The organism is Bacillus cereus group sp. BfR-BA-01408 (genome assembly GCF_022663305.1).
In the GTDB taxonomy this organism is placed as follows: Bacteria; Bacillota; Bacilli; order Bacillales; family Bacillaceae_G; genus Bacillus_A; species Bacillus_A pacificus.
The window spans coordinates 1-24,144 of record NZ_JAKUFF010000065.1; the positions used below are offsets into that span (position 1 = coordinate 1).

A 24,144-nucleotide genomic window follows, 5' to 3' on the forward strand; every position below is an offset into this window, starting at 1 on the left:
AGAGCGCACGCCAAAACCAGAAGTTTTTGATCCAGCTGCTGGTTTAATAAATCCACCGATGTTTGTATCGTGTGGTGTTGGGGCCGCTTGAGCTGTTTGAGCAGATGTAGCAGCTTGTTTACGAGCTTCTTCCGCCTTGCGAGCTTCCTCGGCTTTACGAGCTTCTTCTGCGCGTTTTTCTTCTTCAATTGCCTTTTGAACAGCTTGACGCTGATTTTCTAAAATGCCTTTAGATTCTTCTAATCCTTCAATCTCTGAATCTACTTTTGCTACTTTCGTATGTAGATCGCTAATAAGAGTTTGTTGCTGTTGTTGGTTGTTTTGTAATTCTTGTTGTTTTTGTTCTAATTTTTGCTCGGATTCTTTCAGTTGTTGCTCTTTTTTTTCAACAGCCTCTTTTTCTTTCGTCACAGCATCTTGGTCATTTGTTTGTTTTTTCACAATATCAGTATCGTTGTTTAAAATTAAACTGACAGAGTACATATTATCAACAAGATCAGCAATGTTTGCAGAATTTGTTAATACTTCCGTAATGATATTTGTGCGAGGTTTTTCTTGCATAGATTGCAGTCGTTGCTTAATAACTTCCTGACGTGTATCTATGTTTGTTTGTAATTGCTCTATATGTTTCTTTTTTTCAGTAATTACTTGTTGTGTTTTACTAATTTCTTTTTTTGTATCGTTTAATTCAGCTTCGTTTTTATTAATAGAAGTAGTTAAATCGTCGATTTTCTTTTGTAATTCTTGAATTTCTTTTTCTATTTGTTCTTTCTCGGCTGATTTATTTTGTAAGTCATTTTGTTTTCCTTCTAATTCAGATTGAATATTAGATAATTTATCTTGATTCGTTTCAGCGTATGCGGGTGAAAGTAACGGGGAAGCGAAAATCGTTCCTGCTGCTAAAACGCTGAACGCTACAAATTTCTTTTTCATGGTTGTCTGGCTCCTTTCCCTATGAATGTTATATATCATAAGAAGAAGAGTGTCTATCGTTGTAACCATAATGTAAAGAAAATTTTATAAAATTACTAAGTTTTGTCGGAATTTATCATTTTTCAGCGATAAATTTCACTGCAGATGTATTTTTTATATTTGTGTAACAAGGGTGTATTTTTAGAGTTTCTTGTAAAATAAAGGGAAAAGTGAAATTGTTTTATGTAGTGAAATATTAGTTATACATTTAATAAAACACTGGTAAGGAATCGTTCTCATGTTAGGTTTTCTGACATGGGTTTTATTTTTGTCAAGAAAATTATTTGCGTTCGGGCAAACTTATTTTGTTGTCAGATTTTAAATTTTGATTTATGATTTTTAACAGGGACAAAATGTAGTGAATTGTCGAATAATATGTAATACTCTTAATTTCAAGTTTTATAGAGATAGATAGAATGAGAGATAGAGTGACACATCGAAGAGGGGGTTACAACAAATATGAAAAGAATAGGACTTGCATGGCAAATTTTAATTGGTCTTGCGCTAGGTATTGCAGTTGGGGCGATTTTCTTTGGCAATCCGGCAGTGGTGAGTTATTTACAACCAATTGGTGATATTTTTATCCGATTAATTAAAATGATCGTTGTACCGATTGTTGTAGCGAGTATTGTTGTTGGGGTTGCTGGTGTTGGCGATGTTAAAAAATTAGGTCGACTAGGCGGAAAAACAATTATTTACTTTGAAATTATTACAACAATTGCAATTATTGTCGGTCTATTAATTGCGAATATTTTCCAACCGGGAAAAGGCGTGAATATGGAGCAGTTAACAAAGACAGATATTTCGAAATATACACATACGACAGAGCAAGTACAAAGTCATTCGTTTGCAGATACATTTGTAAATATTGTTCCAACAAACATTGTAAAGTCATTAGCTGACGGAGATATGCTTGCTATTATATTCTTCTCTGTATTATTTGGTTTAGGTGTAGCGGCAATTGGTGAAAGAGGAAGACCGGTTCTTCAATTTTTCCAAGGTGTAGCTGATGCAATGTTTTACGTAACAAACCAAGTTATGAAATTTGCACCATTTGGTGTATTTGCGTTAATTGGAGTTACAGTTTCTACATTTGGTCTTTCTTCATTAATTCCATTAGGGAAATTATTAATTGTAGTATACGGAGCAATGATTTTCTTCGTTGTAGTCGTATTAGGAATTACAGCGAAAATATTTGGAATTAACATTTTCCAATTCTTTAAGATTTTAAAAGATGAACTGATCTTAGCGTACTCTACAGCAAGTTCAGAAACAGTTTTACCAAAAATCATGGAGAAAATGGAGAAGTTTGGTTGTCCAAAGGCAATTACATCTTTTGTTATTCCGACAGGTTATTCATTTAACTTAGATGGATCAACTTTATATCAAGCAATTGCGGCTATTTTCTTAGCACAAATGTATGGTATTGATTTATCTATTACACAACAAATTACATTATTACTTGTATTAATGCTTACATCAAAAGGTATTGCGGGTGTACCTGGCGTATCATTCGTTGTATTATTAGCGACACTTGGTACAGTAGGTATTCCAGCTGAAGGTTTAGCCTTTATTGCTGGTATTGACCGTATTTTAGATATGGCCCGTACAGCAGTTAACGTTGTAGGTAACTCTTTAGCAGCTGTAGTTATGTCTAAGTGGGAAGGTCAGTATGACGCTGAAAAAGGACAAGCCTACTTGAAAGAAATTTCTAATAAGCAAGCAGCTTAATTATAATTTGAACAAGCTCTCACATAATATGTGGGGGCTTTTCTATATAGAAAGGGAGCAGACGAAATGAAACGTAAATATGGTGACGGTTCTTCGTGGAAGCGACTAATAGAGAGGGATTATACTGTTAAGCAAATAGAAGAAGGAATGCTAGGAATACTGGAAATAAAAAAGGTGAGAGAACCTAGTTGTAAAGAATATGACGGTAAAGAGCTATGTATTGCTGGTAATCAGTATACGTGGATTCAATATTTCATAGATGGGAAAAACTTTGCGATTACAGCTATGTTAGATGATCAGAAAAAATTAGTGCAATATTATATCGATGTGGCGAAAGAATATGAAATAGATGACTGTGGCTTACCATATTTTGATGATTTATATTTAGATGTAGTGTTATTACCGAATGGTAAAATGTATGTACTCGATGAAGATGAGCTAGAGGATGCTTATAAAAGTGGCGATGTTACAAAAGAAGAGTATGAGTTAGCTTGGTACACTACGAAATGGATCATAGCTGCAATAAAAAATAGTGAATTTTATTGGATTTCAATATTGGAAGAAGAAATCAAAAAGTTAAAATGATTATTGTATTCAAATTTTTGTATAATTACCAAAAAAATCTATACAAAAAATAATTGACTTTTGTTTTGTAAGCGAGTAAAGTTAGGGAAGAAATTATTATTAAAAAATAAATATGAAACCTTCTTATAAAGAGAGGCGGAGGGACTGGCCCTACGATGCCTCGGCAGCGGACTCGATTTCAGAGTGCTGTGCCAAATCCAGCAAGCATATGCTTGAAAGATGAGAAGAGCGTTTCTTATAGATGTATAAGACCTCTTCTCGTTGGAAGAGGTCTTTTGTTATTCATTAGAAAAAGGTTGAAACTAGGGAGAGATGGTACTTTGAAAGAAACGAGAGGAAATGGTTTGGCATTATTACCACTTGGGATATTTTTGGCGCTATTTATTGGTTCTGGAATTATTACAGGTGATTTCTATAAATTGCCGATACTTGTAGCAATTTCAATTGCTGTAGGAGTCGCTTTAGCAATGAATCGTAAAGAAAGTTTTCATGTAAAAGTGGAACGATTTGCTAAAGGTGCAGGGAACCCAGACATTATGATTATGGTTCTGATTTTTGTACTGGCAGGAGCATTTTCTGAAACAGCAAAAGGGATGGGTGGCGTTGATTCTACAGTTAACTTAGCGTTATCGATTTTACCACAAGGATTTATCGTAGCTGGCATTTTCGTTATAGGAGCATTTATTTCATTAGCGATGGGAACTTCAATGGGAACAATTGCTGCATTAGCACCAATTGCTGTAGGTATTAGTGGGCAAACTGATATCTCAATTGCACTTACGATGGCTACTGTTGTTGGCGGAGCGATGTTTGGTGATAATTTATCATTTATTTCAGATACAACAATCGCAGCTGTACGTTCACAAGGAACAGAAATGAAAGATAAGTTTAAAACGAACTTTTTAATTGTATTACCAGCAGCTATTACTACAATTGTACTATTAGTAATCATTACTTTAGGAAGCGATACGCAGATTAAAACGCATAGCTTTGACTGGATAAAGATTTTACCGTATGCAGGAGTACTTATTACAGCGCTACTTGGTTGGAATGTACTTATCGTGTTAACTGGTGGAACTGTACTATCTGGGGTTATCGGTCTTTTAGATGGAAGTTATACGTTAGAGAGTTTCTTTAAAAGTGTAACGACTGGAATGGGCGGTATGATGGAGTTAGTATTACTTGCTATTTTAATTGGCGGTATGGTCGAATTGATTCAATATAATGGTGGCATTCAATATTTAATGAATATTTTAACGCGTAACATTCGTTCAAAAAAAGGAGCAGAGTTCGGTATCGCTGGTTTAGTAGGTATGACGAATATGTGTACAGCGAATAATACCATTTCTATTATCTTTACAGGTCCGCTTGCGAAAAACATTGCAGATCAATATGAAATTGATCCTCGTAAATCAGCGAGTGTATTAGATCTTTTCTCGTGCTGTGTGCAAGGGTTAATTCCGTATGGTGCGCAAATGTTAACAGCAGCAGGATTTGCGGCGTTATCTCCAATTGAACTGTTACCATATGCGTTTTATCCAATCTTAGTTGGCGTATGTGGAATCATTTCTATATTAATTGGTTTCCCGAGGTTTTCTAAAGTAGCGGAAAAAAAAGAGTATCATAAAACAGCATAATGAAAATGAAGTGTATGAAAAGTAACGAAAGCCGTACAGAGAACATTCTCTGTACGGCTTTTTATGTGCGGGAAAAGAGTGAATGATCCCATGCTACCGTATGTTTTTACAAAAGGCTGAATGCAACTCGGTCTTAAGTCTGAGTTAAAAACGGTTCTTAAGCTCGTTATGGAAAAAAGAAAAAATAGTTAAGATAAGAGTATCAAATCGAAGGGAGGCAAGCACAAGATGAAACAATTTCTAGCGTTTATCGCGGCTGGTATTTTAGCTTTAATTGCTCTTGGTAGTCTTGCTGGTATTGTAGGATTCGCAATCGGAGCAGGAGTTGTGTACTGGAGCTATAAATCATTTGTGCGAGCACAATCATTTTTTGGAAAGTTAGCTTGGGGTATTGTTGGTTTGATCGGCTTGTCCATCGCCCTTTCTCATTCCCCAGCATTAATCGGTATTGCAGCATTAGTAGTTTTATACTACGGATACCGTGAGTGGAAAAAAGAAAAAGATGTAGTTGTTGATTCTGCTCCAGAAAGTTCTAAACCATATAGCAACTTTGAAGATGAGTGGAACAAGTTAATGAAAAACTAATATAAAATCAATCAAATCAAATTTATAAAGTAGAAGAGAGGAAGATTATAATGAAACAATCTTTATTCGGACGTGTACGCGATGCAATTTTAGCAGATTTTCATAATGTGTTAGATGAGAAAGAAAGAAAAAACCCAATTGCTATGTTAAACCAATATTTACGTGATAGTGAGCGTGAAATAACAAAAATTGAGAAGTTAATTCAGCGTCATAAAACATTAAAATCTAACTTTGCTCGTGAGCTTGAGCAAGCACGTTATTTCGTGAATAAAAGATCTAAGCAAGCGATCATCGCTCAAGAAGCAGGCGAACTACAACTACATGAGCGTGCATTAGAAGAAGTAGCTTATTATGAAGGGCAAGTAACTCGATTAGAAGAAATGTATGCAGGTGTTGTAGAACAAATTGATGAGCTAGAGCGTCGTCTTTCTGAAATGAAAAATAAATTAAAAGAAATGCACGCAAAACGTATGGAATTAATGGCACGTGAAAATATGGCACATGCAAATCGTCGTATGAATACTGCGATGCATAAAATGGATGAAAATAATCCATTCTTACGCTTTGAAGAAATTGAAGATCATATTCGCGACTTAGAAACTCGTATGAACGAGGAGCATGAACGTGACACATTTGATATGAAGATTGCAAAGCTTGAGCGTGAAATGAAAGAAAAGAATGATGTATCGTTAACGAAAGAGTTAACAAAATAATAGTAGTATATTATAAAACAGGCTTATGATATAGTGATAGGAGAAAAGGTGTTGGAAAGCAATGCCTTTTCTTCTATGTATATGTGACAAGAAGGGGGGAGCTGAAATGAAGAAACATTTTTCAAAGACACAATTAATGGGGATGCTCCTCATCATATTTGGATTCGGTCTTTTTCTTGATATGATACTTGGACATTTTGAACCAGGTGGTCTCATTTTTGCATTTATTATGCTTATGTTTGGAAGGCATTATCGTAAAAAGAATCGTTATGTACGGGGAAATGTATTTTTATTTGTCGGTGGTATCGTATTTTTATTCTTCTTATTTTCATCAGCAGCATTTGTTCTTGTCGTATTTGCTTGTTTAGCTTTAATTGGTTATCAATTGATTCAACAAGGGCATCAGCAAAAAGCAATGAAGGTTGAAATTAAAGAAGAAGGGATTATAGACGAAGAGAAGCAAATATATCGTACAGAACCATATTTAAAAAATATGTTTGTAGGCAATGTACGAATGATGGATCATATTTATGAACTTGAGGATATTAATGTTCAATATGGTGCTTGTGATGTGGAAATAGATTTAACAACTGCTATGATTCCAGAAGGAGAAACGGTAATTGTTATTCGGGGTGTCGTTGGTAATATTCGTTTATATGTGCCATATGATATTGAACTGTCTTTAAATCATTCTGTTATTGTCGGACGTGTGCTCTTGCCAGGTCATGAGGAGACAGGGTTTAACCGCAATGTTACATTTAGAACAGAGCAGTATAAAGAGGCTCCTCGTCGTATTAAAATTATTTCTTCGCTTGTCGTAGGCGATACGGAAGTGAGGAAAGTATAATGAAGAAACAAAAAAATATTTCGTGGATGTATATTCGTTATTCTATGTTGTCCTCAGTTAGTATCGCACTCATTTGTACAATTGTATATGTATGGAAAAGCGAGCAACAAGTATATGATTTATTATGGAAGGAATCCATCGCTTCTGTTCCAATTGGCTTGTTTATTATGACTACAAGTTTACTTATCGGGGGGATTGTAGGATATGCAATCGGTTACTATATAGAGCAGCGTATACAAGGATTAAATACGTTTCTATTTGAAGTAGAGCGAGGGAATTTTCCGAGTGATGTTTCGTTTACTGCAGATGATGAATTTCATGAAGTGGAACGAAAAGTAATCGGTCTGGCTCGTCGATTAGAGGAGCAAGCTGGACTCTTTCAAAAGGTAACGAATGAACGAGCTCATTGGAATGAAGAGATGAGACAAGAAGCGATTTCCCAAGAAAGGCATCGATTGGCGAGGGAGCTGCATGATTCTGTAAGTCAGCAGCTTTTTGCAATGTCGATGATGATGTCGGCTATTAATGAACAAGTAGCTGAATTTCCAGAAACGACGAAAAAGCAGTTACAGCTCGTTGAAAATATGGTTGTAAATGCACAGTCAGAAATGAGAGCATTGCTTCTTCATTTACGCCCAGTACAGTTAGAAGGTAAGAAACTAACAGAAGGTATAGAAGAATTATTAACAGAACTATCTAGAAAGCAACATATGAAAATTGAATGGTTAATTGAACCGATTCAATTAAAAAAAGGTGTAGAAGATCACTTATTCCGCATTGTACAAGAGGCGCTATCTAACACTTTACGTCATGCGAAGGCAAAGAAAACGGAAGTGCGTCTTCGAAAAATTGATCAATATGCAATATTGAAAATTATTGATGATGGTGTAGGTTTTAAAGTAGGAGTGAATAAGGCTGGTTCTTACGGATTAAGGTCAATACAAGAGCGTGTTCATGAAATTGGTGGGACATTAAAGGTACTTAGTTTTCCAAATAAAGGTACACAAATAGAAGTAAAAGTACCGATTATGATTGAGAGAGGGGGAGAATCATGATTAAAGTATTACTAGTGGATGATCATGAAATGGTTCGAATGGGTGTATCAGCATATTTATCAACGCAGCCAGATATTGAAGTAGTTGGAGAAGCTGAAAATGGAAGAAAAGGTTCAGAGTTAGCTTTGCAATTAAGGCCGGATATTATTTTGATGGATCTTGTCATGGATGAGATGGATGGTGTTGAAGCAACACGTGCTATTATTCAAGAATGGCCAGAAGCAAAAATTGTAGTTGTAACGAGCTTTTTAGATGATGAGAAATTGTATCCTGTTATTGAGGCCGGAGCGACAAGTTATTTATTAAAAACATCAAGAGCGAGTGATATAGCAGACGCTGTACGAGCTACTTATGATGGAGAAACGGTATTAGAGCCGAAAGTTACTGGTAAAATGATGTCTCGTATGCGTCAGAAGAAAGAACAACCTTTGCATGAGGAGTTAACAGAAAGAGAGTCTGAAATTTTGTTATTAATTGCAGAGGGGAAAAGTAATCAAGAGATTGCAGACGAGTTGTTTATTGCCCTCAAAACAGTAAAGACACATGTGAGCAATATATTAAATAAGCTAAATGTAAGTGACCGGACACAGGCGGTTATTTATGCGTTTCGACATCAATTGACGAAATGATAAAGTGAAATTTTAACCAGTGGGGTGGTCCCCACTGGTTATTAGTTTGTACAAAATCTTTTTATTGACGCCAATAAATGTAAGCGTTATCATTAAGTTGTTAACAGTACATACAAAGGGGAGAATGTATATGCTAGTTCAAACTATATTCGGTATGGATAAGTCTAAAAAACTAGGGGATTATGTGAACGCATTACAAGCGCTTTGTGAACAATATAATGTTGAAACAGATAAAATTGCAATTGTTGAGGCGACAGAAGAGTACTATTTATTTTTAATAAAGCAAGAAGAGTGCTACGATGTTGTCAAAGTAGAAACAGTGGATACAAATATCGATTATTATACGAAAGCGTATAAAATAAGCAGTTTTAATCATACTGCTTATCAAATGTAAAAAAACTCCCTTTCGGGAGTTTTTTAGGATGCTTTTATTTCACGAGATTCGGTGAGTAAGGGAACTTTTTTCGCGCCGCTTAGCTTAGCGATTGTAAGGCCGATAAGAGCTCCGATTAATGCAGGTACTAGCCAACCTATTCCTTCATTATATAAAGGGATAAATTCAAAATATGATGTGATAAATGAAACTGAAATACCACCTTGTTTTAATCCATCAAATACGCTTACGATTGCTGCGCCAATTAAAGCACCTACATAAACAGAGCGATATCCACCGAAATATTTATGCAGTAACGATAGTAGAACAAGTACAATCGCAACTGGATATACAACAAGTAAAATTGGAACAGAGATGGAAATGATTTTTGTTAAACCTAAGTTGGCAACTAATAATCCCAATACACAAATGATACTTGCGAATGTTTTGTATGAAAATTTAGTCAATAATGTTGAGAAATATTGACTACATGCAGATACAAGTCCAACACATGTTGTTAAGCAAGCGAGTGTAACGATAAGAGATAATAAAAGCAGACCATATGGACCGAATAATTGTTGTACGATTACAGTAAGTAATTTTCCACCATTCTTTGCATATCCGAGCGAGACGCTAGTTGCACCGAGCCAGCCAAGCGCACCATATACAAGTACGAGGCCAATAGCAGCAATAAGTCCAGCTTTGGCTGTTGCGATGGCAATGGATTTACGATCCTTCACACCTTTAGAGCGAATGGTATTTACAACGATAATTCCAAATGCAAGTGCTGAAATGGTATCCATCGTTAAGTAACCTTCCATAAAGCCTTTGAAAATCGGAAAAGTTTGATACTCTTGCATTGCAGGTCCTGATTGTCCAAGTGGTGTAAATACACTTTTAACAAACAATAAGAAAATAGAGAGTAATAAAATAGGTGTTAATATATTTCCGATACGATCTACAAGTTTAGATGGATTCAAACTCAGCCAATATACGATAGCAAAGAAGATGATTGTATATGCAAAAAGTGCTAGGCTGCTAGAGCGAATCGTTTCTGGTAAGAAAGAACTAACGCCCATTTCATAAGCGACATTTGCAACGCGTGGAATACCCATAGAAGGACCAATGGCGATGTATACAACTACCGTAAAGAATATTCCGAATAATGGGTGAACATGACTTGCAAGTTGCTGCATACCATTTCCTGATAAAGAAATTGCGATAACTGTTAGTAGTGGTAAACCCACTCCTGTTAGTAAAAATCCAATCATTGCCGGCCAAAAGTTTTCGCCTGCATTTTGTCCAAGCATGGGAGGGAAAATTAAATTACCTGCCCCAAAAAATAAAGAAAATAGCATAAGACCCGTGAAAAAAATATGTTTTTTTGATACAGTGTTCATTGTTTTTCCTCCTTTTTTAAAATTCATTTGTAAGAACACAAAAAACTCGTCCCTAAAGAAAGGGACGAGTTATATTTACCCGCGATACCACCCTAATTTATACATGTAGAAATAATTCTATATGTATACGGCTCTGCAACGTACAACATGATACGTGTTCCTTGTAACGGGGGACAGCCGGTAAGAACTTACTATAACATTCGGTTCTACTTCTCGGAGATGATTTTCGGCTACGCACTGAACGTTGGCTTTCAGCAAATCGCCAACTCTCTGGGGGACAGTCCTATAACGTACTCGTTCTCGTCAATGAATTTTTATTCAAGTATTCTGAAAGTATTGTTACATTTTTTTTTTAGAAAGTCAATATATTTTTTAATAAAATATATATATGCGGAAATGTTATTTGTTTTGGAATGAATAGTTGATGTAAATTGAATTGTAAAACAGAAGTAAAAATTTGCGGAGAATTGTAAAATTTATAGAGAAAGTTGATATTTATAGGAGTAAAGAAGGGATTGTTTGAATTTAGAGAGAATAATACAACAATCCACTTGCTGGAAAGAACAAACCAAAAGAGGTGACTGAAATGCTTGCGATGGGAGTATTATTTGGCATTATTGCTATAATTGGTTTTATGTGGTTATATTATTCGCGTTCGTTTAAACAAGCAGAAGTTTTACTCTTTCAAAAAGGTAGTTTGTTGACAAATCAGTCTAGATATTTAGTATGTCCGAAGTGTGGAAGTGCACAGGCCAGAAGTGGAGGATATCAAGAGTGTTGCAAAATTAGATTATGAAAGAAGGAAGCCTCACATTATTTTGTGAGGCTTCCTTCCTTACAACTTCATGGCGCTCCAAATGGTCCAACGATCTCTTTCGATAATAGGAGAGACGTTTTGTAAGGCGGTCTTTACTTGTTGTAGAAGTTGAGAAAGTTCATAATCTGTTAGTTCATATAGAATGGATCGGCCTGTTCGAGGTGATAAATCTTGCAATAATGCCTGTACAGAACCATGTATTTTTCGTATCTCCCATTGTGTTTGAGTCGGGAAAACGTGAAGAAAATATTTTTGTAATTCTTGCTGTATCGTGGTGGTTTTTGGACGTCTTTTTGATTCTATTTCAATGAGTTTTGGGAAGATAGAGAAAAAATATCCACGGATGTGTTCGGGACTTCCAGGGATCGTACAATCTTCAATAGTTCGGTCTTGTACAATAAGTACACCGTTTTTCTTTAATATACGAGAAGCTTCACGTAGAAATGTAGGAACGTCTTGTAAATGATGAATAACTGCGCGCGAAATAACAATGTCGAATGTATCATTAGGATATGGGACGCTATGTGCATCACCTTGAATGAAAGAAATGTTTGAAAATCCGCTACAATTTTCTTTTGCAGCCTGTAATATTTCTTTTGAAAAATCAAGCCCAACAACACTTTCTGCTCCCATAAGAGCAAGTTCTTTCGTATAAATCCCGCCACCACAGCCGATATCAATTATTCGTTTCTTTTGTACGTCTGTAATATTTTTTATCATTTCTCTCCAAGAAATATGGGCGTTTCGCTGTGCGTATGTGTATTTATTATTTGCATCGTGAAAATTAATGGACATGAAAAAGACCTCCTTTCAATGCTTAGTATAGCGTATTTTATAGTGTGTCACGTTTTTGTTTTTTGTATGAAGATTATAAGAGTTTCTTATTGTAAAAGGAGGATTAAGTTGAAAATGAAATATGTATTGCTGTTATTTGTTATGTTACTAGCATCTTGTAGTCAAGTTGAGCAAAAAAAAGAAACAAAAAAAGTGGAAGAGACGGTGAATGAAGTGAAAGAAACAATAGAGGTAACCGTTATACAAAAAAAACATAAAGAGAAAAAGTTACAGGAATCAGAAGCTAAGGTAGTAATAGACATTATAGATAAAGCTGAGAAACAAGAAATAACAGGTAGCTTTGGTGAACCTGAATATGAAATACAAATTAGTAGAGATGGGAAGAAAGAAACGTATTATGCATGGCTAAGAGGAGAAGACAGACGAGGATGGGTACAACATAAGAAAGCTATGTATATGCTGAATAAAAAAGATACAGAAAAGCTTTTGGCTATATTTCCAAATGTATCAGAACAAAAAGAAGATGAAACACAGGCAGGTCCTTTAACGGAAGTAACAAAAAAAGATTTGCAGATTACCGCGTTCCATATTAAAGCGGGCGATCAAAAAGTGAATTATACAGTACGGTATACGATTTCACAATCACTATACAACAAGTTAGAGAAGGAACAAGAATACTATTTGCAGGTCATTTTTCCAGAAAAAGTTCAAAAATTAATTGGAGCAAAAGAGAGTGGAAAAATCTTAGGAGAAAAGGTAAAGGAAGGATATAAACAGTATGAATTGCATGCTACTGTTCCGGTACAAGGTGCTTCAGAATCACAATTAAAGTCATTAGAAACATATTATGAAAATTATGATTTGAAAATATTAAATAGTAAACAAGAAAAAATAGGTGTTTTTCAAAATATTATTCAAATTGTTAAAGATTATGGTGAAAAAATGAATTTACAAAGATAAGGTGAAACGTTATTCGAGATAAACTCCTCAATTCTATATGAACTTTCCTAGGAAATGATAATAGAGAGGGGAACCCCCCCTCTCTATTACTTTGCTTTTGCAGATGGCTCATTCATTGATTTTCGTGTAATAAGAAAAGAAATCATAAGAGCGGAAAGGATGATAAGAGCAATAAATACGTGATTGGGCAACAAATCTAATAGTAATACGTAACTAACGGTATAAAAAATAAGAGTTGAGGCTAAAAAAGATAGAGCTCCTATTATGAGAGATTGTAAATTCAATTGTGCGCACCTCCTTTTATTTATATTTTTGGCTAAAAATGGATTATATAAACATTATTTCTAACAATAGAAAAAAATATGTCATAATAGAAAAAAGAACAAGCTTTGATGAATGTATATCATTCATTAATGAAAGATAAAGGAGAGGAATATGAAAAATAATAAAAAAGGATTATGGGGAATTATTGTTGCAATAGGGTTATTTTTACTTTCTAAGTTAAAGTGGGTATTTGCAATTTTTAAATTAGCAAAGTTTTCAACGGTATTTAGTATGTTTCTATCACTTGGTGCGTACGCAGTTATATATGGTTGGCAATTTGGGGTAGCGCTCATTTATTTGTTGTTTATTCATGAAATGGGTCATTTATGGGCTGCGAAAAGAAAAGGTATACCAACATCGCCAGCAATATTTATTCCATTTATGGGCGCTCTTATTGGGATGAAAGAGATGCCTAAAAATGCAAAAGATGAAGCATATATTGCCTATATGGGACCTCTTTTCGGATTACTTTCATTTTTACCGGCTATTCCACTTTATATGATAACGAAAGAGCCGTTTTGGGCGCTCATTATTTTACTCGGAAGTATGATTAATTTCTTTAATTTAATTCCGGTTTCTCCGTTAGACGGGGGACGGATTATTTCAGTTGTAAGTACGAAAATTTGGGGAGCGGGGCTTGTTTTACTACTTGGGTATTCAATTTATTTTAAAAGTATTTTGGGCGGATTTATTTTTATTATCGGCTGTATGGAATTGTATAGAGTAATAAAGAGAGATGAGCCAATTAAGGAATTAGGATATAAAATTGATGGAATGAAAGAATATGTTGCAAGGCTTGAAGAAGAGTTAAAAGAAACTGGTGCAGTGCATCGGAATATATATATGATGCAACATGAAATAAATGTATTAAGGCAAAAAGAAAGAGAGAAAGAATTAAAAACAGGAGAACTTCAAAAGATTGAAGTGTTAGAGTATCTTTTACCAAAGTTTGAGCCACTTGATTACGTCCCATATGAAGATGAAAAAGAAACACATACAATTCATATACGAGAAGCATTTGAAATGTCAGAAAGAAAATTACAGGAATGGGATGCAGACAAGAGACAACAGGAAAACTATTACAAAGTGGATACGAAAACGAAATGGACAGCATTTGCTTGTTATATCGGATTAATGGCTATACTCGGTTACGCAGCTTATGAAGGGTATATGGTTTTACAAGAACATTTGCCAACGAGGAATGTATAGAAAAATATTGTCGAAATGATAAGCTAGCTAGCATTCTAGTTAGCTTATTTTCTTTTGTAAGTGCAATGTTCATATATTTTTCACAAAAACACCGTGTTAATAGTGATTAAAATCACAATCTGTATTATACAATTCGGTTAAACTAAAAACAGTTAAGGAAATAGAGGAGTGGGATACAATGTTAAGTGAAAAAACAATTGAAATCGTAAAGTCAACAGTACCATTATTACAGGAAAAAGGCGTTGAAATTACAACGAGATTTTATGAAATTTTATTTTCGGAACATCCGGAGCTATTGAATATCTTCAATCATACAAATCAGAAAAAGGGAAGACAACAACAAGCGTTAGCGAATGCTGTTTATGCAGCTGCAACGTACATTGATAATTTAGAAGTTATTATTCCAGTTGTAAAACAAATTGGTCATAAGCATAGAAGTTTAGGTATTAAAGCAGAGCATTACCCGATTGTAGGTACATGTTTACTACGCGCAATTAAAGAGGTCGCAGGTGCACCTGATGAAGTTTTAAACGCATGGGGAGAAGCTTATGGTGTCATTGCTGATGCATTCATTAGTATTGAAGCAGAGATGTATGAAGAAGCGGCACATAAAGAAGGTGGATGGAAAGATTTCCGTAACTTTGTAGTTGTAAAAAAAGTGAAGGAAAGCGATGTTATTACGTCATTTTATTTGAAACCTGAAGATGGAGGGAAAGTTTCTTCATTCATCCCAGGACAATATGTAACGGTTCAAATCAATATTGAAGGTGAAACATATACACATAATCGTCAATATAGCTTATCAGATGCTCCTGGAAAAGAATATTATCGTATTAGTGTCAAGAAAGAAAAAGGTGTAGATACACCGGACGGTAAAGTATCTAATTACTTACATGATCATGTAAAAGAAGGCGATATGTTACCAGTAAGTGCACCAGCGGGAGATTTCGTATTAAATATGGATTCAACATTACCAGTTGTCCTAATTAGTGGTGGAGTAGGTATTACACCAATGATGAGTATGCTAAATACGTTAATTGAACAAGATTCAAAACGTAATGTATGTTTTGTTCATGCAGCACTAAATAGTAATACACATGCAATGAAAGAACACGTTGAGGCAGTAGATAATGAATACGAACAAGTGAAAGCATACACTTGCTATTCGGCGCCGACTGAAAAAGATCTGGAAATGAAAAACTTTGATAAAGAAGGTTTGATTGAAGCTGAATGGCTGCAAACGATTATTCCGACAACGGAAGCAGAATTTTATTTCTGTGGTCCAGTAGCATTTATGAAGCATATAAATGCTACATTAACTGATTTAGGTGTGAAACAAGAGCATATTCATTATGAATTTTTCGGTCCAGCAGCAAGCTTACAATAGATGGAGTTTGAAGAAGCAAAAAAACGAGGTATTATTTCACCTCGTTTTTTATTTGTTCTCGCAATAATCGATTTACCGTTTCGCGGCGTATACCGATGAGCTGACCAATTTCAGTTTGTGTTAATATTTCATATATAGGAATGTCACCTAAATATAGTGTGAACCATTCTTGTAAGCGATGAAGACGTTCTTTTGGAGAGACGGTCGTCAATTGGTCGATACGTTGCTGCATCATTCTTAATTTTGACTGTAATTGCATAGCGATATTTGCATATGATGCAGGATCCGCTTGAAGTTGATTGTACCACTCATTGCTAATTATAGGTTCAACTTCCGTTTTCATTAAAGCGATTGCTGTACCGTGATATTCCTTCGGTGAAATTAAGGAATGGTGAGGTATCGTTTCTCCTGGAACGATAATGTTAAATAGAAATGGTGTTCCATCTTCTTCTATCCTTACTACTTTTAATAAACCTGTTTTTATAAAATATAAAGGACCGTCCTCACCTTGACGGAATAGTACATCTCCTTTGTGTAGAATCAATGTTAGCCCCCCGTTTATTAAACATTTCTATTTTTTAGTGTATATGTATAAAGACAATATGCTATTTAAACAGCAATTTCATTGACGAAATATATGCTATTACAGTAGTATACTATTTAGTGTGTAATAGTACTAGCAATGAATACGCTGTAGGGGGTTTAGTATATTGTTAGATGCGATAAAAATGACGGATATGAGAATTCCGGCAAATGCCATCATTCATGTAGAAGAGATGAAAGGTGGAGTCGTGTTATCCGTTGAAGTGGATGGCCAAATTATTTATACGATGGCTTATGATGAAGAAACAGATAGTTATGCTGAATTGTATGATCGAAACGATAAGAGGGCGTGCCAAGTACATGAAGACTTTATGGGATGGTCACTTCTTCACTAAAAAGATGTCAATATGACATCTTTTTTTATTAAAACGATAGAATATACAAAGAAATGAAATATAAGGATAAAATTTGTAATAAATGATTTTGCATTGTTAGCACTTTGTAACTGCAAGTAAATTATTTTTTCGCTATCATAAAGGTAACAGTCGCAGTTATAGGAGTGGTCAACGTGAAGAAAGTACATATTTCCAATTACATGTTATTATGTGTTTGTTTAATTTTATTTGTTCTCTTAGGAGGATTTTTATATTCATGTGTATAAGAAAAAACGCATTCTAAAAAGAACACGTTATAAAAAAGAAGTAATGATTAATCTAGTCCCAAGAATAATTAATGTGATACGTAATAAATTAATTACGGCGTTACCGCTTAATTTTGTATTAATATATGCCCCGATTTTTCCACCAATCCATGCACCAGGAATAAGAATTAATGCGTAAATCCAGCTGACATTTCCAAGGGAGATGTGAGTTGCAGAACTTACAATTGCTGATAGAAATACGATAAACATCGAAGTTGCTACAGCAATATGTGCTGGGAATGCAAAAAGTAGCATCATTGCTGGAACAAGTAAAGCACCGCCACCAATTCCAAATAACCCAGATATAAAACCAACTATAAAGGCGATAAAGATAGCGAGAAGCGGTGGGAATTGATAGTGTACAGTGTTTCCTTCGTTATCTGTAAAAGAGTGCTTGATTACAGTCATATTTGATAAAGAAAGGGGTTTTAATTTGTCTCGTAACATAAGAAGAATGGAGACAAAAATAAGAAAAATCCCAAAATATAAAGAAAATGTATCTTGGTTTAAAAATTTATTCGCCCACGAGCCGATGATACCACCAGGGCCACTCCCGATAAATAAAATAAGTCCACTTTTGTAATCTACTCGTTTATGCTTCATATAAGTAAGGGTGGAAGATAGTCCTGTAAAAACGACTGTTACCATTGAGGTTCCTACTGCAAGTTGTGGTGATAGGCTGTGTAATCCGATTAATAACGGAACAATAATAATTCCGCCGCCAAGTCCGACTAGACTCCCGACTGTCCCGGCGATTAGCCCGATGAAAAGTAACATGATGTATTCCAAAATTGCCAACTCCTCTATATAACTTATCCACCAATTATTATACACGCTTTTTCATGGGAAAAAGCTTTGTTCACAAAAAAGTCGTCTTCCTAGAAAAATAAGGAAGACGACTTTTAATTAAAAGATTAAGTGTAATAAAGAATAAAATAAAGCAGCTAAAGAAGCTGAAATAGGAAGTGTAATAACCCAAGTAATTAACATGCGTTTTGCAGTTCCCCATTTTACACCTTTCACACGATGAGAAGCACCAACCCCTAAAATAGAAGAAGAGATAACGTGCGTCGTACTAACTGGTAAGTGAATGAATGTTGCCCCGAAAATAACAAGAGATGATGATAAATCAGCAGCTACACCATTTACAGGACGAATTTTCATAATTTGTCCACCGACAGTTTTAATGATTTTCCATCCGCCGACAGAAGTACCAAGACCCATTGCAATGGCACAAGATAATTGTACCCAGAACGGGATATCGCTAGAAGTATGATAACTATTCGCCATAAGAGCCATTGTAATGATTCCCATTGCTTTTTGCGCATCATTCGTACCATGTGTATAAGCTTGTAATGCAGCAGTGAAAATCTGGAATATACGGAAGTTTTTGTTCGTCTTCGTTAAATTAAAGTTTTTAAAGACGACTTTAAAAATACTGTATACGATATAACCAATAACAAATGCGATAATTGGTGAAATGATTAAAGCTTCAATAATTTTTATGAATCCTTTAAAGTTTAATGAACTAAAACCAGCAGCAGCGATAGCTGCACCTGCGATGGAGCCAATGATTGCATGCGAAGAACTACTTGGAATACCGTAGTACCAAGTAATCAAATTCCATGCTATTGCCGCAAGTAAAGCAGCTAAAATTACAAGAGAACCATTTTGTAAAGCGAACGGATCAACAATATCTTTCGTAATCGTTTTTGCTACACCTGTAAATGTCATCGCACCTAAAAAGTTCATAATAGCTGCCATAATAATTGCATGTCTAGGCTTTAGAGCTTTCGTTGAAACAGCCGTTGCAATAGCGTTTGCTGTATCGTGAAATCCATTAATAAAGTCAAAAGCTAAAGCGCAAATGACTACTAAAACGGTCAGTATCAAGAGTGTATCCATGATCAAACTCCTTACGCGTTCTTCATAATAATTGTTTCTAATACGTTTGCAACGCTTTGGCAGCTATCCGCTACTTCTTCAAGCTCTTCGTAAATCTCTTTGTATTGAATGATCTTAATTGGATCTTTTTCACGAGAGAATAAGTGCTTAATCGCGTGACGGCGAATATCATCACATTGTGATTCATAATCTTTAATCTTAATCGCATTTGTACGAATGTCGACTAATTTTTTGTTAGACATTAATTCAACAGAGTTTGCAATTTCAATCGCACATTGATTAATTGCTTCTACGAATTTAATCATGTATTCATCAGCTTCTGTAATAGAATACATTTCGAATAGACCAGCACTATGATCTAATCCGTCTAATACATCATCCATACTCATTGCAAGCTGTAGGATGTCCTCACGTTCAATAGGAGTAATAAACGCTTTGTTTAGCTCCATAATGATTTCGTGAATAAATGAGTCACCTTTTGACTCATACTCTTTCATGCGCATAGAAAACTCTTTTAAATCGCTAGCATTTTTAATTTTATACTCCACGAAAAACTGCGCGCCTTCTTTTAAATTTTCGGAAACATTCATTAACATTTCAGAAAATTTATCTTTTTTTGATTTAAAGACCATTATTAGTTACCCCCACAAAAGTAATATATGTAAAATATATTGGCTAGTCAATTCTAACAAAAAACTGTCGTTTTTTAAAACATTTTATCGAAAAGTTTACAAAAACTTAACATAACTCTTATTGTTGTATTAATAATATTAATAATCAATATTGAATATCTTACTTGTAGAATGTCCTTTTCTTGCAAAAAGTATGAATGTGAAAGAAAAGCTTTACACTACAGGAAAGACTACGTTATTATAATAAATTTAAAAGGAGGTATATTCTTCCTTTTGAAAAGAAGAGTGTAAACAAACGAAGGAAGTGAACGAATGAAATTGAAGAACACTCACTTAAAAAAAATGCAGGAGTGGTTCAACAAGAGGAAGAAGCTTCGTAATTCATTAATTGTATTAGGAAGTTTGCTCGCTACTCTATTTATTGCTATAAATATAATAATTTCTATTCAAGACATATCTGAATTAAAGCAAGCTGTTCCGCAGCCGACCTTAATTTATGATGCAAATAATGAAGTTGCGACTAAATTAGCTTCTTCTAAAACAGAAGGCGTAAAAAAGAAAGATATTCCTGATATTATGGTTCAGGCCATTGTTGCAGTAGAAGATAAGGAATTTTTTAACCATCACGGGATTTACTATAGTGGAATTATAAGTGCAGTTTTTAAAAATATTACAGCAGGAGAAGTTGTAGCAGGGGGAAGTACAATTACACAACAACTTGCGAAAAATGTATTTCTGACACAGGATCGCACATACTCTCGAAAAATTAAGGAATATTTTTTAACAAAAAAAATAGAGCGTACGTATACGAAAGATGAAATTATTGAAATGTATATGAACCAAATTTATTTTGGTGAAGGTGCTTGGGGTATAAAAAGGGCAGCTAAATCTTATTTTGATAAAGATGTAAAAGATTTAACAATTTCAGAAGCAGCAACGATTGCGGGCTTGATTAAAGCACCATCTGCGTATTCACCTTATAAAAACTTTAACAAGTCAATTGAAAGACGTAATGTCGTATTAAGTTTAATGAAAGAGCAAGGGTATATTTCGGACGAACAGTATAATAAAGAAAAAGAGAGTGGACTTGTGTTAAAACGTGGCGTTGATGATAAATACAAGGGAAAATACTCTCAATATGTAGACTATATTGTTAGAGAGGCGATGGACAAGTACGAATTAACACAAAATGAAATTTTAGCAGGTGGTTATCGTATTTATACAGAGCTTGACCCGAAAAAACAACAGGCCGTAGAAGACGTTGTGAATAATGATAGTTATTTCAAAGATAGTGGCTCAGACCAACTCATGCAAACGGGTGTAGTTCTTATGAATCCCAAAACAGGTGGTGTACCAGCTTTAGTTGGAGGCAGAGGGCCGTATCAGTTTTTACAGTTTAACCATGCAACCCAATTAAAAAGACAACCTGGCTCAACGTTAAAGCCTTTGGCTGTATATGTACCAGCGTTAGAACAAGGATATGAAGTATACGATATATTAAAAGATGAACCATTTAACATTAAAGAATATAAACCACAAAATAGCGATCATACTTTTCACGGTGATGTGACAATGTATGAAGCCGTAGCAAAGTCGTATAATGTTTCAGCTGTGTGGCTATTAGAACAAATTGGATTAGATAAAGGATTGAAATCTTTAGAGCGATTTGGTATTCCATTAGTGCCAGAAGATCGTACGTATCCAATTGCTTTAGGCGGTATGCATGTGGGAACATCTCCATTTGTAATGGCTCAAGCATACAGTACATTTGCAAATGACGGAGTCCAAGTGGAAGCTCATGCAATTAGGGAGATACAAAATGCTGAAGGTGAAACGCTTGGAAAGTGGTATAAGAAAGAGACACGAGTGACGAGCGAGAAAGTTTCTCAAAAAATGACATATTTATTAAAAGGTGTTGTCGAAAAGGGAACGGGCGAAAAGGCGAAAGTTAATAATGTTGATACGGCAGGTAAGACAGGAACTACTCAAATTGTAAATGGCCCGAGCACCGGTGCAAAGGATTCATGGTTTGTTGGATACACACCAGATTTGGTAGGTGCGATTTGGGTAGGATATGATAAAACCGATAGCGATCATTATGTTCCGGGTGGTAGTCAAATTACGACGACAATGTTCCGGGATATTATGAAAAAAGCGAACGCAAATCCAGCTCAAAAAGCATTTCAGTTATCGCTCATATCTGAGGCTGATTATAAAAAACAATTGACTACAATAGAAGAGGAAAAACGAAGAAAAGAAGAAGAGAAGAGAAGGAAAGAAGAGGAACAACAACGAAAACAAGAGCAACAAGAGTGGCTTGATAAAGTGAAAGAATGGATTCCTTCATTTTGGTAAAAGAAAGAGGCGAATAACGAAATTCGCCTCTTTTTTTGTATAAAAACAACATAAAATTTTAATCGATAGAGAGTTTTGTCTATCTTCATTAGCTATTAATCCATATCTATTGAGATACATGATATTACTCGTTAAGTATAATATTCGTACTGCCAAAGGATTCGGAATCGTATGTGACGATTATTTGGCCTTTACTAATAGGTTCGTAAGGTAATTCTTCTTCGTAATTACCGCTATTTTCATTGTGGATAGAAAGTGTAATTTCATCGACTTTTTTATTTGTATACTGATCTTTAATCGTTTCAGCAATTTGGAGTAACGCCTCGGAACTAGAAGCTTTCGTAATAAGCATCCCTTTTATAACTTTTTTTTCATTCTTTGTGGCATTGGAATAAGGGATGTTGCTTTGTTTCGTATATAGAAGTTTGTATGGAGCAGTTTTTCTCTCTGCTTTTGATATAGTGGAATATTTTAGAGTTAAAAAAAATCCTACACATAAAATAATGCATACCATAAGTGCAAACCAAATGCGTATTAGTGACATAACTCTCATTTTCATCCCTCTTTCATATCTTTGACTTCACTATTTATCATACAAAATGAGGATTAAGATAGAGTAAATTTGAAGTAAAGAAACGTAAAGAAGGAGCACCTATCCTCCCAAATAAGTGCTCCTTTTTATTCAAAGAGAGATTTAATAGACAATCAAAAACTTAGTACTTATAAATGTGCTTGATAACTCCAAAATAGTATTGGAAATTGTGGTTAGTAAATTCGGAAGATGGAAAGTATAGCAGTTGTTTCGCCTGTATTAGGAATAGAAATAGTATTTGCTGTAGGCTGTACAGAAATTGTTGTGCCAGCTGTTAAAGTAACAATCGTTGAGAAAGAAACCGCACTACCGATAACGTTAGTTGAGAAATTACGAGTAGGTGGTTGCCCGTTAAATGAAAGACCGAAGCCAAATGGTGAAGAACCTGGGAAAGTTGTAGATGCAGAGAAACTAATATCATATACACCAGTTTCTAAAACAGTTAGAGTATCAGAACCATTAAAGGATATATTTGACAATTCAAATGTTTCATTAAATTGTATATTACTTCCCGGTGATACAGTTTGTGCATTTGTGTTTCCTAATACAGCCGTAGTTACAGGAATTGGAGTACCCGCCGGTCCTGTTGCACCCGTAGCGCCAGTAGCGCCCGCCGGTCCTTGAATACCTTGAGCCCCAGTAGCCCCAGTAGCGCCCGCCGGCCCTTGAATACCTTGAGGTCCTTGAGCCCCAGTAGCGCCAGTAGCACCAGCCGGTCCTTGAATACCTTGAGGTCCTTGAGGCCCGGTAGCGCCGGTAGCACCTGCAGGTCCTTGAATGCCTTGAGGTCCTTGAGCCCCGGTAGCGCCGGTAGCCCCCGCCGGTCCTTGAACGCCTTGAGGTCCTTGAGGCCCAGTAGCGCCAGTAGCACCTGCAGGTCCTTGAACGCCTTGAGCCCCGGTAGCGCCAGTAGCGCCCGCCGGTCCTTGAATACCTTGAGGTCCTTGAGCCCCGGTAGCGCCGGTAGCCCCCGCAGGTCCTTGAACGCCTTGAGGTCCTTGAGGCCCAGTAGCGCCAGTAGCACCAGCCGGTCCTTGAGCCCCGGTAGCGCCGGTAGCCCCCGCAGGTCCTTTCCCGCCTTGAGGTCCTTGAGGCCCAGTAGCGCCAGTTGCCCCTGGTGGTCCTTGATCTCCTTGAGCCCCGGTAGCTCCAGTAGCCCCTGCAGGTCCTTGAATACCTTGAGGTCCTTGAGCCCCGGTAGCACCTGTTGCACCTGTTGCCCCGGCAGCCCCTGGTGCCCCTTGACCGCCTTGCGGTCCTGGAGGTCCAGTAGCGCCGGTAGCCCCTGCTGGTCCTTGAACACCTTGAGGTCCTTGAGGCCCAGTAGCCCCCGTAGCGCCAGTAGCGCCCGCCGGCCCTTGAATACCTTGAGGTCCTTGAGGTCCAGTAGCGCCTTGA

25 protein-coding genes, 1 riboswitch and 1 other annotated feature are annotated in these 24,144 nt (G+C 35.9%); of the genes, 15 read left to right on the forward strand and 10 right to left on the reverse strand.

The window, feature by feature from the left end; translation table 11 throughout:
- A partial coding sequence (locus MR083_RS20990) for a murein hydrolase activator EnvC family protein (RefSeq protein WP_242269801.1) occupies nt 1-933 on the reverse strand: 933 nt, incomplete at its 3' end.
- Between the two features lie 498 nt (nt 934-1,431).
- On the opposite strand from MR083_RS20990, the gene gltP reads away from it, so the two are divergent.
- The 9 genes from gltP (at nt 1,432) to MR083_RS21035 (ending at nt 9,148) form a co-directional block, all read left to right on the forward strand.
- Entirely contained in the window at nt 1,432-2,703 is a 1,272-nt protein-coding gene (gltP, locus tag MR083_RS20995; RefSeq protein ID WP_000821138.1) for a glutamate/aspartate:proton symporter GltP, read from the forward strand.
- Nucleotides 2,704-2,769: 66 nt separating this feature from the next.
- Nucleotides 2,770-3,288 (forward strand): ribonuclease FAU-1 family protein, encoded by a 519-nt coding sequence (locus tag MR083_RS21000; RefSeq protein ID WP_242269802.1) that lies wholly within the window; start codon nt 2,770-2,772, stop codon nt 3,286-3,288.
- Nucleotides 3,289-3,408: 120 nt separating this feature from the next.
- A riboswitch (SAM riboswitch) is annotated at nt 3,409-3,514 on the forward strand.
- 94 nt (nt 3,515-3,608) lie between these two features.
- Nucleotides 3,609-4,925 carry a Na+/H+ antiporter NhaC family protein gene (locus MR083_RS21005; RefSeq protein WP_242269803.1) on the forward strand — a complete coding sequence of 439 codons (1,317 nt, stop codon included), beginning with the start codon at nt 3,609-3,611 and terminating at the stop codon, nt 4,923-4,925.
- Between the two features lie 228 nt (nt 4,926-5,153).
- Nucleotides 5,154-5,510, forward strand: a complete 357-nt coding sequence (locus MR083_RS21010) for a lmo0954 family membrane protein (RefSeq protein WP_000808648.1) — start codon at nt 5,154-5,156, stop codon at nt 5,508-5,510.
- A 50-nt stretch (nt 5,511-5,560) separates the two neighbouring features.
- Nucleotides 5,561-6,223, forward strand: coding sequence for a PspA/IM30 family protein (locus MR083_RS21015; protein ID WP_000814138.1), 663 nt, complete (start codon nt 5,561-5,563; stop codon nt 6,221-6,223).
- Between the two features lie 106 nt (nt 6,224-6,329).
- On the forward strand, nt 6,330-7,070 hold the full coding sequence (gene liaF / locus MR083_RS21020) for a cell wall-active antibiotics response protein LiaF (RefSeq protein ID WP_000716091.1): 741 nt from the start codon (nt 6,330-6,332) through the stop codon (nt 7,068-7,070).
- Nucleotides 7,070-8,125, forward strand: coding sequence for a sensor histidine kinase (locus MR083_RS21025; protein ID WP_000744320.1), 1,056 nt, complete (start codon nt 7,070-7,072; stop codon nt 8,123-8,125). Before liaF ends, MR083_RS21025 begins: the two co-directional genes overlap by 1 nt.
- Nucleotides 8,122-8,754 carry a response regulator gene (locus MR083_RS21030; protein ID WP_000598709.1) on the forward strand — a complete coding sequence of 211 codons (633 nt, stop codon included), beginning with the start codon at nt 8,122-8,124 and terminating at the stop codon, nt 8,752-8,754. The genes MR083_RS21025 and MR083_RS21030 overlap by 4 nt, the downstream gene beginning before the upstream one ends.
- A 55-nt stretch (nt 8,755-8,809) precedes the next feature.
- Nucleotides 8,810-9,148, forward strand: coding sequence for a DUF3922 domain-containing protein (locus MR083_RS21035; RefSeq protein WP_370530097.1), 339 nt, complete (start codon nt 8,810-8,812; stop codon nt 9,146-9,148).
- 23 nt (nt 9,149-9,171) lie between these two features.
- Here the strand turns inward: MR083_RS21035 and brnQ3 are convergent, their stop codons facing one another.
- Nucleotides 9,172-10,527, reverse strand: a complete 1,356-nt coding sequence (gene brnQ3, locus MR083_RS21040; RefSeq protein ID WP_396022311.1) for a branched-chain amino acid transport system II carrier protein BrnQ3 — start codon at nt 10,525-10,527, stop codon at nt 9,172-9,174.
- 57 nt (nt 10,528-10,584) lie between these two features.
- Nucleotides 10,585-10,843 (reverse strand) — a binding site (T-box leader).
- 270 nt (nt 10,844-11,113) lie between these two features.
- On the opposite strand from brnQ3, the gene MR083_RS21045 reads away from it, so the two are divergent.
- Nucleotides 11,114-11,323 carry a hypothetical protein gene (locus MR083_RS21045; RefSeq protein ID WP_000880630.1) on the forward strand — a complete coding sequence of 70 codons (210 nt, stop codon included), beginning with the start codon at nt 11,114-11,116 and terminating at the stop codon, nt 11,321-11,323.
- A gap of 39 nt (nt 11,324-11,362) precedes the next feature.
- On the opposite strand, the gene MR083_RS21050 is transcribed toward MR083_RS21045, so the two are convergent.
- Nucleotides 11,363-12,139 (reverse strand): class I SAM-dependent methyltransferase, encoded by a 777-nt coding sequence (locus MR083_RS21050; protein ID WP_000026256.1) that lies wholly within the window; start codon nt 12,137-12,139, stop codon nt 11,363-11,365.
- 108 nt (nt 12,140-12,247) lie between these two features.
- On the opposite strand from MR083_RS21050, the gene MR083_RS21055 reads away from it, so the two are divergent.
- A complete protein-coding gene (locus tag MR083_RS21055; protein ID WP_000782993.1) occupies nt 12,248-13,099 on the forward strand; it encodes a YhfM domain-containing protein in 852 nt (283 codons plus the stop codon).
- 86 nt (nt 13,100-13,185) lie between these two features.
- Here the strand turns inward: MR083_RS21055 and MR083_RS21060 are convergent, their stop codons facing one another.
- Nucleotides 13,186-13,383, reverse strand: coding sequence for a hypothetical protein (locus MR083_RS21060; protein ID WP_001053353.1), 198 nt, complete (start codon nt 13,381-13,383; stop codon nt 13,186-13,188).
- A 151-nt stretch (nt 13,384-13,534) separates the two neighbouring features.
- Between MR083_RS21060 and MR083_RS21065 the strand changes: the two genes are divergently transcribed.
- Together MR083_RS21065 and hmpA are read left to right on the forward strand one after the other, a co-directional pair.
- On the forward strand, nt 13,535-14,632 hold the full coding sequence (locus MR083_RS21065; RefSeq protein ID WP_000794485.1) for a site-2 protease family protein: 1,098 nt from the start codon (nt 13,535-13,537) through the stop codon (nt 14,630-14,632).
- Nucleotides 14,633-14,810: 178 nt separating this feature from the next.
- The gene (gene hmpA / locus MR083_RS21070; RefSeq protein WP_000947720.1) at nt 14,811-16,019 is read left to right on the forward strand and encodes an NO-inducible flavohemoprotein; all 1,209 of its coding nucleotides are present in this window, start codon (nt 14,811-14,813) and stop codon (nt 16,017-16,019) included.
- A gap of 31 nt (nt 16,020-16,050) precedes the next feature.
- On the opposite strand, the gene MR083_RS21075 is transcribed toward hmpA, so the two are convergent.
- Complete coding sequence (locus tag MR083_RS21075; protein WP_000600575.1) at nt 16,051-16,563, reverse strand: Crp/Fnr family transcriptional regulator; 513 nt, start codon at nt 16,561-16,563, stop codon at nt 16,051-16,053.
- A gap of 166 nt (nt 16,564-16,729) precedes the next feature.
- Here MR083_RS21075 and MR083_RS21080 point away from each other — a divergent pair, with 166 nt between their 5' ends.
- On the forward strand, nt 16,730-16,957 hold the full coding sequence (locus tag MR083_RS21080) for a hypothetical protein (RefSeq protein WP_000882907.1): 228 nt from the start codon (nt 16,730-16,732) through the stop codon (nt 16,955-16,957).
- A gap of 293 nt (nt 16,958-17,250) precedes the next feature.
- Here MR083_RS21080 and MR083_RS21085 read toward each other — a convergent pair whose 3' ends face one another.
- The 3 genes from MR083_RS21085 to MR083_RS21095 all read right to left on the reverse strand — a co-directional run bounded on the left by MR083_RS21085 (nt 17,251) and on the right by MR083_RS21095 (nt 19,799).
- Complete coding sequence (locus MR083_RS21085; RefSeq protein WP_242269805.1) at nt 17,251-18,051, reverse strand: sulfite exporter TauE/SafE family protein; 801 nt, start codon at nt 18,049-18,051, stop codon at nt 17,251-17,253.
- A gap of 117 nt (nt 18,052-18,168) precedes the next feature.
- Entirely contained in the window at nt 18,169-19,167 is a 999-nt protein-coding gene (locus MR083_RS21090; RefSeq protein ID WP_000380271.1) for an inorganic phosphate transporter, read from the reverse strand.
- Nucleotides 19,168-19,178: 11 nt separating this feature from the next.
- Nucleotides 19,179-19,799 carry a DUF47 domain-containing protein gene (locus MR083_RS21095; RefSeq protein ID WP_000231448.1) on the reverse strand — a complete coding sequence of 207 codons (621 nt, stop codon included), beginning with the start codon at nt 19,797-19,799 and terminating at the stop codon, nt 19,179-19,181.
- Nucleotides 19,800-20,111: 312 nt separating this feature from the next.
- Between MR083_RS21095 and MR083_RS21100 the strand changes: the two genes are divergently transcribed.
- Nucleotides 20,112-22,154, forward strand: a complete 2,043-nt coding sequence (locus tag MR083_RS21100) for a transglycosylase domain-containing protein (RefSeq protein ID WP_000769283.1) — start codon at nt 20,112-20,114, stop codon at nt 22,152-22,154.
- Nucleotides 22,155-22,278: 124 nt separating this feature from the next.
- On the opposite strand, the gene MR083_RS21105 is transcribed toward MR083_RS21100, so the two are convergent.
- Nucleotides 22,279-22,707 carry a hypothetical protein gene (locus MR083_RS21105; protein WP_001265564.1) on the reverse strand — a complete coding sequence of 143 codons (429 nt, stop codon included), beginning with the start codon at nt 22,705-22,707 and terminating at the stop codon, nt 22,279-22,281.
- Between the two features lie 212 nt (nt 22,708-22,919).
- On the reverse strand, nt 22,920-24,144 hold a 1,225-nt coding region (locus MR083_RS21110), incomplete at its 5' end, for a Gly-Xaa-Xaa repeat protein (protein WP_242269806.1).